This window comes from Streptomyces sp. ATCC 21386 (genome assembly GCF_018728545.1).
Lineage (GTDB): Bacteria > Actinomycetota > Actinomycetes > Streptomycetales > Streptomycetaceae > Streptomyces.
Genome location: NZ_JAAVVL010000001.1, coordinates 3,684,114 through 3,697,374 on the forward strand (window position 1 = coordinate 3,684,114; position 13,261 = coordinate 3,697,374).

12 protein-coding genes are annotated in these 13,261 nt (G+C 71.3%); 8 read left to right on the top strand and 4 right to left on the bottom strand.

All coding sequences use genetic code 11. The annotated features are described in order from the left end of the window. The first annotated feature begins 89 nt into the window (after nucleotides 1–89). Nucleotides 90–665 (top strand): histidine phosphatase family protein, encoded by a 576-nt coding sequence (locus tag GWK25_RS16080; protein WP_215450900.1) that lies wholly within the window; start codon nucleotides 90–92, stop codon nucleotides 663–665. On the opposite strand, the gene GWK25_RS16085 is transcribed toward GWK25_RS16080, so the two are convergent. Then, a complete protein-coding gene (locus GWK25_RS16085) occupies nucleotides 610–1,122 on the bottom strand; it encodes a DUF6314 family protein (protein ID WP_251828881.1) in 513 nt (170 codons plus the stop codon). The genes GWK25_RS16080 and GWK25_RS16085 overlap by 56 nt on opposite strands. A 171-nt stretch (nucleotides 1,123–1,293) precedes the next feature. Between GWK25_RS16085 and GWK25_RS16090 the strand changes: the two genes are divergently transcribed. After that, nucleotides 1,294–3,777: an alpha-L-arabinofuranosidase C-terminal domain-containing protein gene (locus GWK25_RS16090; protein WP_215450901.1), complete on the top strand. Its 2,484-nt coding sequence runs from the start codon at nucleotides 1,294–1,296 to the stop codon at nucleotides 3,775–3,777. Between the two features lie 122 nt (nucleotides 3,778–3,899). On the opposite strand, the gene GWK25_RS16095 is transcribed toward GWK25_RS16090, so the two are convergent. Further along, entirely contained in the window at nucleotides 3,900–4,691 is a 792-nt protein-coding gene (locus GWK25_RS16095) for a LysR family substrate-binding domain-containing protein (RefSeq protein WP_215450902.1), read from the bottom strand. A 163-nt stretch (nucleotides 4,692–4,854) separates the two neighbouring features. On the opposite strand from GWK25_RS16095, the gene GWK25_RS16100 reads away from it, so the two are divergent. Next, nucleotides 4,855–5,256, top strand: a complete 402-nt coding sequence (locus GWK25_RS16100; protein ID WP_215450903.1) for a DUF5997 family protein — start codon at nucleotides 4,855–4,857, stop codon at nucleotides 5,254–5,256. Nucleotides 5,257–5,394: 138 nt separating this feature from the next. Continuing rightward, the gene (locus tag GWK25_RS16105) at nucleotides 5,395–6,930 is read left to right on the top strand and encodes a hypothetical protein (RefSeq protein WP_215450904.1); all 1,536 of its coding nucleotides are present in this window, start codon (nucleotides 5,395–5,397) and stop codon (nucleotides 6,928–6,930) included. Between the two features lie 60 nt (nucleotides 6,931–6,990). Here the strand turns inward: GWK25_RS16105 and GWK25_RS16110 are convergent, their stop codons facing one another. Together GWK25_RS16110 and GWK25_RS16115 are read right to left on the bottom strand one after the other, a co-directional pair. Next, a complete protein-coding gene (locus tag GWK25_RS16110; RefSeq protein ID WP_215450905.1) occupies nucleotides 6,991–7,731 on the bottom strand; it encodes a VOC family protein in 741 nt (246 codons plus the stop codon). A 249-nt stretch (nucleotides 7,732–7,980) separates the two neighbouring features. Further along, entirely contained in the window at nucleotides 7,981–8,706 is a 726-nt protein-coding gene (locus GWK25_RS16115) for a hypothetical protein (RefSeq protein ID WP_215450906.1), read from the bottom strand. 252 nt (nucleotides 8,707–8,958) lie between these two features. On the opposite strand from GWK25_RS16115, the gene argC reads away from it, so the two are divergent. The 4 genes from argC to GWK25_RS16135 are packed head-to-tail and all read left to right on the top strand — an operon-like array spanning nucleotide 8,959 to nucleotide 13,257. Further along, nucleotides 8,959–9,987 carry an N-acetyl-gamma-glutamyl-phosphate reductase gene (gene argC / locus GWK25_RS16120; RefSeq protein ID WP_215450907.1) on the top strand — a complete coding sequence of 343 codons (1,029 nt, stop codon included), beginning with the start codon at nucleotides 8,959–8,961 and terminating at the stop codon, nucleotides 9,985–9,987. Next, entirely contained in the window at nucleotides 9,984–11,138 is a 1,155-nt protein-coding gene (gene argJ, locus GWK25_RS16125) for a bifunctional glutamate N-acetyltransferase/amino-acid acetyltransferase ArgJ (protein WP_215450908.1), read from the top strand. The genes argC and argJ overlap by 4 nt, the downstream gene beginning before the upstream one ends. Then, the gene (gene argB / locus GWK25_RS16130; protein WP_215450909.1) at nucleotides 11,135–12,043 is read left to right on the top strand and encodes an acetylglutamate kinase; all 909 of its coding nucleotides are present in this window, start codon (nucleotides 11,135–11,137) and stop codon (nucleotides 12,041–12,043) included. Before argJ ends, argB begins: the two co-directional genes overlap by 4 nt. Then, nucleotides 12,040–13,257 carry an acetylornithine transaminase gene (locus GWK25_RS16135; protein ID WP_215450910.1) on the top strand — a complete coding sequence of 406 codons (1,218 nt, stop codon included), beginning with the start codon at nucleotides 12,040–12,042 and terminating at the stop codon, nucleotides 13,255–13,257. Before argB ends, GWK25_RS16135 begins: the two co-directional genes overlap by 4 nt. The last annotated feature ends 4 nt before the right edge of the window (nucleotides 13,258–13,261 follow it).

The window sequence follows — 13,261 nt, forward strand, 5'->3', positions numbered from 1 at the left end:
CGCGTGCGCGGAGTGCGGGACGCAGAACCCCGGGTAACTCCTGAGTAACGCCTCTTGACCTGCGCAGGGCCCCGTTCCACCATCGCCGCATGCATCTTCGGGTCACGTTCGTCGCCGCCGCGCGCTGCTCCTCGCTGCTCGCTGAGCGTTTCGAGGACGACCGGCCGCTGGACCAGGCCGGCTGGGACGAGGTGCAGCGCGCCGCCCATGAGCTGGTGCCGCTGGCGGCGGCCGAGCTGCGCTACTGCTCGCCCACGCCGCGCAGCCGGGCCACCGGGGACGCCCTCGGCTACGCGCCGCTGGCCCAGCCCGCGCTGCGGGACTGCGACATGGGCCGGTGGCGCGGCTTCACGCTCGGCGAGGCCATGGCGCGGGAGCCCTCGGCCGTGGACGCCTGGCTGGCCGACCCGCGCGCGACCCCGCACGGCGGGGAGTCGCTGGTCGGCTTCATCTCCCGCATAGGCGGCTGGCTCGAGACCCGGCCGGTGGGCGCGGGCGGCCGGGTCGTCGCGGTGGCCGAGCCGTCGGTGCTGCGCGCCGCCCTGGTCTACGCCCTGAAGGCCCCGCCGTCGTCGTACTGGAACATGGACATCCGTCCCCTGTCGACGGTCACGGTCGCGGGCCACGCGGGCCGCTGGAACCTGAGGCTGGGCGCCGCGCAGTAGGGAGGGCCCCGGCCGGGGGGTCTCGGGTGTAGTCGGTGACCAGGAGCTGGTCCTTCGCGGGGCCGCCCACCCGCCAGGTCGTCCGCCAGCGGTCCTCGCCGTACACCGAGAACTCGCCCCGGTAGAGGTCGGCGGCGCAGGGGTGTTCCGTCCGCCAGTGGCCCGTGGTCAGATCCAGGTCGTGGAAGGGGCGGCCGTCGGCGAAGCGGACGTCCACCGTCCCGGGCGCGGCCCCCGGCAGGAAGCGCAGCGTACGTTCGGCGGGACGCGCGACGCTCTGCCAGACGAAATTTCCGGTCTCCCGGTGCAGGAGGCCGCCGCCGTCCAACGGGCTGAAAACGGTCGTTCCGGAGAACTCCCCTTCCGCGCCGCTCGCCAGATCCCGCACGGACCGCAGGACCCGCCACTCGCCGCGGAGATACGCCGACGCGTCGGGAACTGGCAGGAAACCGCTCATCCGTCCTTCCTCTCCGAGACTTTCGGTGCCGTGCGACCCGTTGACGGTGTCTTGGTGGCCTCCCTATCTTGCCGTTCGAAGTGCTGATCATCATTCAGTATTTCGAACAACTTCCATCCGTCCATGTAACTCCTGCACCTCACGACCCCCACCCCGAGCCGCGGAGTATCCATGTCACGCAGTACCCGCACCCGTTGGAGACTCGGCCTCACCGCCACCGCCTTCCTGGTGGCCGCCGCCTCCGTCCCGGCCCCCGCGCACGCCGAGGACGTCACCGACTACGCGATCACCGTCGACCCCAGGGCCAGGGGCGCGAAGATCGACGACACGATGTACGGCGTCTTCTTCGAGGACATCAACCGGGCCGCCGACGGCGGTCTGTACGCCGAACTCGTGCAGAACCGGTCCTTCGAGTACTCGACCGCCGACAACCGCGCCTACACCCCCCTCACCTCGTGGGCCGTGGACGGCACCGCACAGGTCGTGAACGACGCGGGCCGACTCCACGAGCGCAACCGCAACTACCTCTCCCTGGGCGCCGGTTCGGCCGTCACCAACGCGGGCTACAACACCGGCGTCCACGTCGAGGAGGGCAAGAAGTACGACTTCTCCGTATGGGCGCGCGCCGACGGCCGTACCGCGCTGACCGTCACCCTCCAGGACACCGACGGCACGCTCGCCGAGGCCCGTCGGGTCTCGGTCAAGGGCGGCTGGGCCAAGTACCGGGTCACCTTCAAGGCGACGCGGACCAGCTCCCACGGCCGTCTGACCGTCGCCTCCGCCGACGCCGTCTCCCTCGACGAGGTGTCGCTCTTCCCGCGCGACACCTACAAGGGGCACAGGAACGGCCTGCGCAAGGACCTCGCCGAGAAGATCGCCGCACTGGAGCCGGGCTTCGTCCGCTTCCCCGGCGGCTGCCTGGTCAACACCGGCTCCATGCAGGACTACAGCGAGGCCTCGGGCTGGGAGCGTACGCGCTCGTACCAGTGGAAGGACACCATCGGCCCGGTGGAGCAGCGCGCCACCAACGCCAACTTCTGGGGCTACAACCAGAGTTACGGGCTCGGCTACTACGAGTACTTCCAGTTCTCCGAGGACATCGGCGCGATGCCGCTGCCCGTGGTGCCCGCCCTGGTCACCGGCTGCGGCCAGAACCGGGCCACCGACGACGAGGCCCTGCTCCAGCGGCACATCCAGGACACACTGGACCTCATCGAGTTCGCCAACGGGCCCGTGACCAGCACCTGGGGCAAGAAGCGGGCGCAGATGGGCCACCCGAAGCCCTTCCGTCTCACCCACCTCGGCGTCGGCAACGAGGAGAACCTGCCGAACGAGTTCTTCGCCCGCTTCCAGAAGTTCCGGGCCGCCATCGAGGCGAAGTACCCCGACATCACGGTGATCTCGAACTCCGGCCCCGACGACACGGGCACCACGTTCGACACCGCCTGGAAGCTGAACCGCGACGCGAACGTCGACATGGTCGACGAGCACTACTACAACAGCCCGCAGTGGTTCCTGCAGAACAACGACCGCTACGACTCGTACGACCGGAAGGGCCCCAAGGTCTTCCTCGGCGAGTACGCCTCCCAGGGCAACGCCTTCAAGAACGCGCTCTCCGAAGCCGCGTTCATGACCGGCCTGGAGCGCAACGCCGACATCGTGAAGCTGGCCTCCTACGCGCCGCTCCTCGCCAACGAGGACTATGTGCAGTGGCGCCCCGACATGATCTGGTTCAACAATCACGCGTCGTGGAACTCCGCCAGTTACGAGACGCAGAAGCTCTTCATGAACAACGTCGGCGACCGTGTGGTGCCGTCGACGGGCACCGGCACCCCGGCGCTGACCGGCCCGATCACCGGAGCCGTGGGCCTCTCCACATGGGCCACGACGGCCGCGTACGACGACGTGCGGGTGACCTCGGCCGACGGGACGTCCCTGTTCGCCGACGACTTCAGCGGTGACGCCTCGAAGTGGAACCACACCGGTGGCGGCAACTGGAGCGTCCAGGACGGCCAGTACGTGCAGAGCGACGCGGCCGCCGAGAACACCATGGTCACCGCCGGCGACACCGCCTGGCACGACTACGACCTCAAGGTGAAGGCCACCAAGAAGTCCGGCAAGGAGGGCTTCCTCGTCGCCTTCGGCGTCAAGGACACCGGGAACTACTACTGGTGGAACCTCGGCGGCTGGAACAACACCACCAGCGCGGTCGAGCAGGCCGTCGACGGCGGCAAGTCCTCGCTGATCTCCAAGCCGGGCACGATCGAGACGGGCCGGACCTACGACGTCGAGGTCGAGGTGCGCGGGCGGCAGGTGACCCTGCTGCTGGACGGCAAGGAGTGGGGGAGCTTCACCGACGACAAGCCGGCCGAGCCGTTCCGGCAGGTCGTGACGCGGGACGTGAGGACGGGCGACCTGATCCTCAAGGTCGTCAACGCCCAGGGGGTGGCCGCGCGTGCGGCGATCGACCTCGGCGGTGCGAAGGTGCGCTCCACGGCGGCCGTGACCACGCTCACGGCCGCGCCGGACGCGGTGAACACGGAGACGGCCACGCCGGTGGCGCCGGTGAAGTCCACGTTCAGTGGGGTGGCCGCGAAGTTCGGCTACACGTTCCCGGCGAACTCCGTGACGTTCCTGAGGATCAAGAAGCGGTGAGGAGAGGGGGCCTGGCTTCGTGAGTCGGGTGCGGGTGTGTGGGGGACGGTCGCGCCCACGCGGCGGAGCCGCAGATCGACACGTCCCGCACCCCTGATCGGCCTGCGGCCCGTCGAGGGCGGCTACGAGCGGCGGCGGGGCTTTCCGGGCCTGCCGCCGCTCTTGGCGTTCCTGCCGCCGGACGAGCCGCCCCGGGAGGTGCGGGCGGTCGGCTTGCCGGTGCCGGGGCGCTTGGGCTTCTGGTGCGCGTTCTGCTGCGCCTTCTGCTGTGGCTTCTTCTCCTCCGGGGGCTTCGCCCGGCCCCGCGAGCTGTTGACCGTGCGGCCGCGGACGATGCCGATGAAGTCCTCGACCATGTCGGTGGTCGCGTCCTGGGGCCAGGACAGGGCGACACGGGACTCGGGGGCGTCCGTGACGGGCCGGTAGGTGAGGTCCTTGCGGTGGTGGAGCCGGGCCAGCGACTGGGGGACGACGAGCAGTCCGATCCCGGCCGCCACCAGCTCGATCGCGTCCGCCGTGGTGGCGGGACGCTCGAACGCGGGCTCTCCCGGCGGGCGTTCCCAGTCGAGGGTGTCGTCCAGAGGGTGCAGCACGACCTCGTCCGCCAGGTCCTCGGTGGTCACCTCCTCGACCGCCGCGACGGCGTGGTCCTTGGGGACCACGACCACCGTGGTCTCGGTGTAGAGGGGGATCGCGCTGAGGTCGGTGTCGTCCACCGGCAGCCGTACGAAACCGGCATCGGCCCCGCCGTCCCGCAGCACACCGAACGCCTCGGCGGCGGACACCTGGAGGAGGGTGAGGGGGATGTCGGGCAACCGCTCGTTCCAGATCCGCACCCACTTGGCGGGCGTCACCCCCGGGACGTAGGCGAGCCGGAACGAAGGGAGCGAGGAGGATGCTTCCGAGCCTGTCACGTGACCAGGCTAACGGGCGGGGCGACGGGCCCGGTCCTCGCCGCCGGGCAGCGGTCTCCTCGCCACCGAACAGGCAAGGGGCCTCGCCGCCGGGCAGCGGTGTCCCCGGCGCCGGGCGGCGGCGTGGTCGGAGGTCGCGCACGCGCTCGATACCCTTGACCCCATGACGTCGCACCAGACCACCCAGACCATGAAGCCCGCCACCGCGGCGAAGAAGCTGGGTGTGTACCTCCAGGCCACGCCCGCCGAGTTCCAGGAGGGCGTCGTCTCGCGCGCCGAGCTGAGCGCGCTCCAGACGAACCCGCCGGCCTGGCTGGAGGAACTGCGCCGCAACGGCCCCCACCCCCGCCCGGTGGTCGCCGAGAAGCTGGGCGTCTCCATCGCGGGACTGGCCCGCGGCGGAGTCACCGAGCCCCTCACCACCGAGCAGATCGAGGCCCTGAAGCAGGACAGCCCCGAGTGGCTGCAGAAGGAGCGCGCCACCCAGGCCGAGGTCCGCAAGGAGGGCGCCCGCATCAAGAAGCGCAACGCCGAACGAGCGGCCCAGGCGGACGACCGACGCTAGGGCCTTTGCCTTTCCGGCCGCGACGCGGCGGCCGTGGACTGCAGCGGCACCACGACAGCCGCGCTGCGGTGGTACGAGGAGCCGCGCGGCGGTAAAACCACGAGCCGTGCGGTGGGGGCCCGGGGCAGGATGCCCCCTGTGGATCCTCTCCTGTGCGGGCTCGCCGGCAATCCGGGGCTGCCGGTCGCGCTGCTCGACCGGCTGATCGCGCTCGCGGACCCCGAGATCGACGACGAACTCGCCCACCGCGACGATCTGGGCCGGGCGCAGGCGATCACGTTGGCCGCGCGGGACGAGGCGGGCGGTGTGCTGCTGGCGTACGAGGGCCTGCTGACCGCCGCCGACGTCGACCCCACGGCACAGCCACGGGTCGCCCTCGCCCTGCTGGACGAACGCGTCGGCGACCCCGCGTGGGCCCGCCTCCTCGCCGCGTCCCCGGTCGTCGCACACCGGGAGCGGCTGGCCGCCTGCCCGGGCCTGCCGCCGGATGTGGTGGAGACCCTCGCGGCCGACCCGGACGTAGGGGTCGTCGTGGAGCTGGCCCTGTGGGGCGAGCCGGACGTGGCCGCGCGGCTCGCCCGGCATCCGCACGCCGAGGTCCGCCGCGCGGTGGCGGCCAACGAGGCGACGCCACCGGAGGTGCTGGCCGCCCTCGTCGGCGGCGAGGCGCTGCCTCCGGCGCGGCACTGCCTGGTCTGCGACCGGGAGGAGCCGCCGTTCGCACACAGCCCGGACTGCGCACGGCCCGACTGCGATCTGCGGCCGGGCGCCTCCTGCGACGGCTCCCACGAGTCCACCGCCCTGGACATCCTGCGGGCGGCCCTGGAGAACCCGGCCACCCCGGCGGACGCGGCGGCGGGCTTCGCCGACCACCCCTCCATGCTGCTGCGCTGGGCGCTCGCCGGCCGCCCCGGCCTGCCCCCGCAGGCGTACGAGCGGCTCGCCGTGGACCCCACGCCCGGCGCGCGCGCCGACCTCGCCGCGAACCCCGCGATCGGCGAGACCCTGATGCGCGCGCTGGCCGGCGACAGCTCCCCCGACGTACGGCGCGCGCTCGCGCACAACCCGCGCGTGCCGCTCGACGTCCTCACGGAACTGGCCGCCACCACCCGGATCGGTGCCACGGTGCTGCCGCGGATCGCCTCCGCCACGGCCGCCGAGGCCGAGGAGCTGGCCCGGTCGCCGCACGCCGCCGTACGCGCACTCCTGGCGCGACGGCGTGATCTGCCGGCCGGCATCCGTGATGCGCTGGCCGACGATCCCGACGCCAAGGTGGTCGCGGCCGTCGCCGCGCACCCCGGTCTCTCCGAGGCCCGGCTGCACGCCATGGTCGACCGGCACAGCGTCCAGGTCCTCACCGGCACGGCGGCCAATCCGGACGCCACCCCGGCCGTCCTGGAGCGCGTGGCCCGGCACCGGCCGCCGGCGCGGAAGGCGCTGAGCGAGATCGCCCGGCACCCCCGGGCCACGGCCCCCGCGCTCCTGCCGTGCCTGGCGGACGAACGGTTCCGGCCCCTCGCCGCGCGCCACCCGGCCCTCCCGCCGGAGGTGGTCGTCGAACTGCTCTCCGACCCCGCCGCCCCGGTGGCGGAAGCCGCGGCCGCCAACCCGTCCCTGCCGCTGGCCGTGATGGAGGAACTGACCAGGAGGGCGACCGACGGCCGTGCCTCCTGAGAGGGAGGGCCGTGCGCGAGGTGCCGGGGTGACGGGCCCGACGCGATCGCGGACTCCGCGTCAGGGCAGCGCGAGGACGCAGAACTCGTGGCCCTCCGGGTCGGCCAGACAGGTCCACGGGACCTCGCCCTGACCGATGTCGAGGTCGGTGGCGCCGAGGGCGCGCAGCCGGGCCACCTCCGCCGCCTTGTCGTCACCGGGGTACGGCAGCAGGTCGAGATGGACACGGTCCGGGACGGGGGCGGTGGCGGGCGTGCGGAGGAACTCCAGGTAGGGGCCGACGCCCCGCGCGGAGCGCAGCACGGCCTGGTCGTCGGTCACCTCGTGCACGGCCCAGTCCGTCGCCCCGCCCCAGAACCGGGCCATGACCCGAGGATCCGCGCAGTCGACGACCACCGCGGCGATCGGGCCGGTGTCCCGGTAGACCTCGCGGGGCTCCAGCACACAGAACTCGTTGCCCTCGGGGTCGGCGAGGACGGTCCACGGGACGTCTCCCTGACCCACGTCGACGGGGGTCGCGCCGAGCGCCCGCAGCCGCGCGACCAGCTCCGCCTGGTGCGCCTCGGAAGCGGTGGCGAGATCGAGATGCGTACGGTTCTTCGTCGCCGTCTTGCCTTCGGGGACGGGAACGACGTCGACGCCGACCGCGACCGGGTGCGGCCAGACCAGGCCGCCGACGGGCCCGACATAGGTGGTCACGCCAGGGCTGTAGGCGGTCCAGCCCAGCGCCTGCGCCCAGAACCGTCCGACCGCCCCGGCGTCGAGAGCCTTGATGTTCACTTGAACGGGTCGCAGCGCCATGCCGGCGATCTTATGCGCCCGCTCCCGCCGACCTGTGACTGAGCGGCGTAGCTGGCCTGTCTGGCCAACTACGTGCACACGCGGGACACAGCTTCGGGCGTGGACGGTGGCGTGCTGGTCAGAGTTCCCAGTCCGCCGAGGCGAAGGTGTCTTATGGGCGAGAAAGCGTGCTCGGGGGTAGCTGGAGCCGGACCGCGAGAACGTCGATGCGTTCAACGAGCCGAAGCGTGCGGCGGGCCGTAGTCGAGTTCAGGTACTCCGGGCTGTGGTGACGTTCTCGATGAGAGTGGCGATGACCGCCTCGTCGGGGCCCGGATCCGGCTTGAACGTGGCGAGCTTCTCGGGTGGGAGCGGCCCGGTGGTGTCCAGGACCTGCATCGTCGCGATGACGCCTCCGACCCGTACGGCGGTCACCAGGGTCCAGGCGAAGCCTCCGTTGTCCATCCGGGACAGGGTCCGGTAGCGCAGTGCGTTCTCCCCGAGGGCCGGGACGTCTAGCGCCTCGGTCGTGACGGACGCCTTTCCGATCGTGTTGCTGAAGCTGAACCGGCTGCATGCCCCGACGGCCTCGCGCAACTGCTTCATGCGGGCCCGTGCGGCCCCTTCCGGATAGCTCATCAGGTTGGTGCTCCTGGGAGCTATGGAGGTCCCAGCCCGGTACATGATCGACGAGGCTGCGGCAGCCTCCTCACCATCACCCCCGGTGGCCTCCCTCACATGCCGGCAGACCTCCGGGGAGACGGTCTCCTTGACGTCGAGGGAGGAGTCCGGTTCAGCCCCGTCCCGAGAACTGCTCCCCGTGATCTCGAAACCGACGGCCTGGTCCGCGGTGAGCAGCGCGGCCTTCAGCTCGGCAGCGGTCAGCGGTTCGGAGTGCTCCGCCGCCTTACCGGCTGCCGTGCTCGTCGCCGGCCCCGGCTTTCTCCCGGCTTCGATGGGCTCGGCACTGTCCCCGCACCCTGCGGTCAGTCCCATCGCAGACAGGAGCGCCACCGCTGGCACCAGTCTTCGTCCGCTCTTTCGCACCATCAGGTCCCCACCCTCGAACTCGCACTGTTCACATACGTACTGGCGAACGATATCCGTGCATGCCCAGCGTCCTGACGTACCAGTGAGTGATGGTGATCGGCTTTCCAGGTGGTCAACGACCCTCGCGCGTGCAGCGGAGGCAAGATTGCATAAACGTGCAACGAAACGTATAGTCATGCCATCCAAGAGGAGGGTTCCATGGCGGTACGCGTGGCGGTGGCGGGAGCGAGTGGTTATGCGGGCGGCGAAGTGCTGCGCCTGCTGCTCGCCCACCCCGAGGTCGAGATCGGTGCACTGACCGGCAACTCCAACGCCGGCCAGCGCCTGGGCGCGCTCCAGCCGCACCTGCTGCCGTTGGCCGACCGAGTGCTCCAGGAGACCACCGCCGAGGTGCTGACGGGCCACGACGTGGTCTTCCTCGCCCTGCCGCACGGGCAGTCCGCGGCCGTGGCCGAACAGCTCGGCCCGGAGGTGCTCGTGGTCGACATGGGCGCCGACTTCCGGCTGAAGGACGCGTCCGACTGGGAGAAGTTCTACGGCTCGCCCCACGCCGGCACCTGGCCCTACGGCCTCCCCGAACTACCGGGTGCCCGCGCCGCGCTGGAGGGGTCCAAGCGCATCGCGGTACCCGGTTGCTACCCCACGGCCGTCACCCTGGCCCTGTTCCCGGCCTACGCGGCGGGCCTCGCCGAGAACGAGGCCGTGATCGTCGCCGCCTCCGGCACCTCCGGCGCGGGCAAGGCGCCCAAGGCGCACCTGCTGGGCAGCGAGGTCATGGGGTCGATGACCCCGTACGGCGTCGGCGGCGGACACCGGCACACACCCGAGGTGATGCAGAACCTCGGCGGCGTCGCGGGCGAGCCGGTCACCGTGTCCTTCACGCCGACCCTCGCACCGATGCCCCGCGGCATCCTCGCCACCTGCAGCGCGAAGGCGAGGCCCGGAGTCACCGCCGAGTCCGTGCGCACCGCGTACGAGAAGGCCTTCGCCGACGAGCCGTTCGTCCACCTGCTCCCCGAGGGGCAGTGGCCCGCCACGGCGTCCGTCTACGGTTCCAATGCCGTTCAGGTGCAGGTCGCGTACGACGAGGCGGCGGGCAGGATCATCGCGATCAGCGCCATCGACAACCTCACCAAGGGCACCGCCGGTGGCGCCCTGCAGAGCATGAACATCGCCCTCGGACTCCACGAGACGACGGGGCTTTCCACGATCGGAGTCGCACCGTGAGCGTGACGGCAGCCAAGGGATTCACGGCGGCGGGCATCGCCGCCGGGATCAAGGAGAACGGCAACCCGGACCTGGCCCTCGTGGTCAACAACGGGCCCCGCCTCGCCGCCGCGGGCGTCTTCACCTCCAACCGTGTGAAGGCCGCGCCGGTGCTCTGGTCCGAGCAGGTGCTGAAGGGCGGCCGGGTCTCGGCGGTCATCCTCAACTCCGGTGGAGCCAACGCCTGTACGGGCCCGAAGGGCTTCCAGGACACCCACGCGACCGCCGAGAAGGTCGCGGAGGTCCTCGACGGGCACAGCGCGGGCGAGATCGCCGTAGCCTCCACCGGCCTCATCGGCGTACTCCTGCCGATGGACAAACTGCTGCCGGGCGTGGAGACGGCCGCCGCGCAGCTCTCCGAGCACGGCGGCGAGAAGGCCGCCATCGCCATCAAGACCACCGACACCGTGCACAAGACGTCCGTCGTCACCAAGGACGGCTGGACCGTCGGAGGCATGGCCAAGGGCGCGGGCATGCTCGCCCCCGGCCTCGCCACCATGCTCGTCGTCCTCACCACCGACGCGGACCTGGAGAGCGACGTCCTCGACAGGGCCCTGCGCGCCGCCACGCGGACGACCTTCGACCGGGTCGACTCCGACGGCTGCATGTCCACCAACGACACCGTGCTGCTGCTCGCCTCCGGTGCCGCCGAAGTCACCCCGGAGTACGCGGAGTTCGCCGAAGCCGTACGCCAGGTCTGCGACGACCTCGGCCAGCAGCTCATCCGGGACGCCGAGGGCGCCAGCAAGGACATCAAGGTCGAGGTCGTGAACGCGGCGACCGAGGACGACGCCGTCGAGGTGGGCCGCTCCATCGCCCGCAACAACCTCCTCAAGTGCGCCATCCACGGCGAGGACCCCAACTGGGGCCGTGTCCTGTCCGCCATCGGCACCACGTCCGCCGCCTTCGAGCCGGACCACCTCAACGTCGCCATCAACGGCGTCTGGGTCTGCAAGAACGGCGGCGTCGGCGAGGACCGCGACAAGGTCGACATGCGCTACCGCGAGGTGCACATCGTCGCCGACCTCGCCGCCGGGTCCGAGACGGCCACGATCTGGACCAACGACCTCACCGCCGACTACGTCCACGAGAACAGCGCGTACTCCTCATGAGCACCACGCGGAAGCACACCGCCCTCCCCAAGGCCCAGATCCTCATCGAAGCGCTGCCCTGGCTGACCCGCCACAACGGCAGGACGGTCGTCATCAAGTTCGGCGGCAACGCCATGATCGACGAGGACCTGAAGGCCGCCTTCGCCCAGGACGTCGTCTTCCTGCGGCACGCCGGCCTCAACGTCGTCGTCGTGCACGGCGGCGGCCCGCAGATCAGCGCCGCCCTCGACCGGCACGGCATCGTCAGCGAGTTCAAGGCCGGCCTGCGCGTCACCACCGAGGACGCCATGGACGTCGTACGCATGGTGCTCGCCGGACAGGTGCAGCGCGAACTGGTCGGACTGCTCAACCAGCACGGGCCGCTCGCCGTCGGACTGACCGGCGAGGACGCGCACACCATCACCGCCACCAAGCACCAGCCCGAGATCGACGGCGAACTGGTCGACATCGGACGGGTGGGCGAGATCACCGCGATCGACACGGGCGCGATCGAGGCACTCCTCGCCGACGGCCGCATCCCGGTCGTCTCCTCGATCGCCCGTAGCCAGGACGACGGACATGTCTACAACGTCAATGCTGATACGGCGGCTGCGGCACTCGCTGCGGCGCTGGGCGCCGAGACCCTCATGGTCCTCACCGACGTCGAGGGCCTCTACGAGGACTGGCCCAACTCCGACGAGGTGATCAGCCGCCTCACCGCTTCCCAACTGGAGAAGCTGCTGCCGGAGTTGTCCTCCGGCATGGTGCCGAAGATGCAGGGCTGCCTGCACGCCGTCCGGGGCGGCGTCCGGACCGCGCGCGTCATCGACGGCCGGGTCCAGCACTCGATCCTGCTGGAGATCTTCACCGACGAGGGCATCGGCACGATGGTCGTGCCGGATGCGGAAGAGGGGGACGCCGAATGACCGCCAACGAGGAGCTGGCCCAGCGGTGGCGGAGCTCGCTGATGAACAACTACGGCACCCCGAGGCTCTCCCTGGTCCGCGGCGCGGGCACCCGGGTGTGGGACGCCGACGGCAAGGAGTACGTCGACTACGTCGGCGGTATCGCGGTCAACGCGCTCGGCCACGCCCACCCGGCGATCGTCGAGGCGGTCAGCACCCAGATCGCCTCCCTCGGCCATGTCTCCAACCTGTTCGTCGCCGAGCCGCCCGTCGCCCTCGCCGAGCGGCTCCTGGAGCACTTCGGCCGCGACGGCAAGGTCTTCTTCTGCAACTCGGGCGCCGAGGCGAACGAGGGCGCGTTCAAGATCGGCCGGCTGACCGGGCGGACCCACATGGTCGCCACCGAGGGCGGCTTCCACGGCCGGACCATGGGCGCCCTCGCCCTCACCGGCCAGCCCGGCAAGCAGACCGGCTTCCACCCGCTGCCCGGTGACGTCACCCACGTCCCCTACGGCGACGCGCAGGCCCTCGCCGCGGCCGTGACCGAGGAGACCGCCCTCGTCATCATCGAACCCGTCCAGGGCGAGAAGGGCGTCGTCGTCCCGCCGGCCGGCTATCTGAAGGCCGCGCGGGCCATCACGGCCGCTGCCGGCTCGCTGCTGGTCCTCGACGAGGTGCAGACCGGCGTCGGCCGGACCGGGCACTGGTTCGAGTACCAGGCGCACGAGGGCGTCCTGCCGGACGTCGTCACCCTCGCCAAGGGTCTCGGCGGCGGACTGCCGCTCGGCGCGACCGTCGCCTTCGGGCGGGCCGCGGAACTCCTTCAGCCGGGGCAGCACGGGACCACCTTCGGCGGCAACCCGGTCGCCTGCGCCGCCGGCCTCGCCGTCCTTGAGACCATCAGGGCGGAAGGGCTGCTGGAGAACGTCAAGCGGCAGAGCGAGAAGCTGCGGGACGGGATCGAGTCCCTCGGCGACCCGATGATCGACCATGTCCGTGGCGCGGGCCTCCTGCTGGGTATCGTGCTCACCGAGCCGCTCGCGCCCCTGGCGCAACAGGCCGCTCAGGACGCCGGTTTCCTGGTGAACGCGCCCGCCCCCGATGTCGTACGGCTGATGCCGGCGCTCAACATCGGTGACGCCGAGGTGGACGCCCTCCTCCAGGCACTGCCCGGCATCCTCGACGCGGCGCGGGCGGCACACGAAGCAAGTGGGGACGGACGAGCCGGAGAATGAGACG

Excerpts from the sequence above, each read along its gene's own strand:
- GWK25_RS16085 (WP_251828881.1), bottom strand. The coding sequence starts at position 1,122 with ATGAGCGGTTTCCTGCCAGTTCCCGACGCGTCGGCGTATCTCCGCGGC.
- argB (WP_215450909.1), top strand. The coding sequence starts at position 11,135 with ATGAGCACCACGCGGAAGCACACCGCCCTCCCCAAGGCCCAGATCCTC.
- GWK25_RS16100 (WP_215450903.1), top strand. The coding sequence starts at position 4,855 with ATGACGTCGCACCAGACCACCCAGACCATGAAGCCCGCCACCGCGGCG.
- GWK25_RS16135 (WP_215450910.1), top strand. The coding sequence starts at position 12,040 with ATGACCGCCAACGAGGAGCTGGCCCAGCGGTGGCGGAGCTCGCTGATG.
- GWK25_RS16090 (WP_215450901.1), top strand. The coding sequence starts at position 1,294 with ATGTCACGCAGTACCCGCACCCGTTGGAGACTCGGCCTCACCGCCACC.
- argC (WP_215450907.1), top strand. The coding sequence starts at position 8,959 with ATGGCGGTACGCGTGGCGGTGGCGGGAGCGAGTGGTTATGCGGGCGGC.
- GWK25_RS16110 (WP_215450905.1), bottom strand. The coding sequence starts at position 7,731 with ATGGCGCTGCGACCCGTTCAAGTGAACATCAAGGCTCTCGACGCCGGG.
- GWK25_RS16115 (WP_215450906.1), bottom strand. The coding sequence starts at position 8,706 with ATGGGACTGACCGCAGGGTGCGGGGACAGTGCCGAGCCCATCGAAGCC.
- GWK25_RS16080 (WP_215450900.1), top strand. The coding sequence starts at position 90 with ATGCATCTTCGGGTCACGTTCGTCGCCGCCGCGCGCTGCTCCTCGCTG.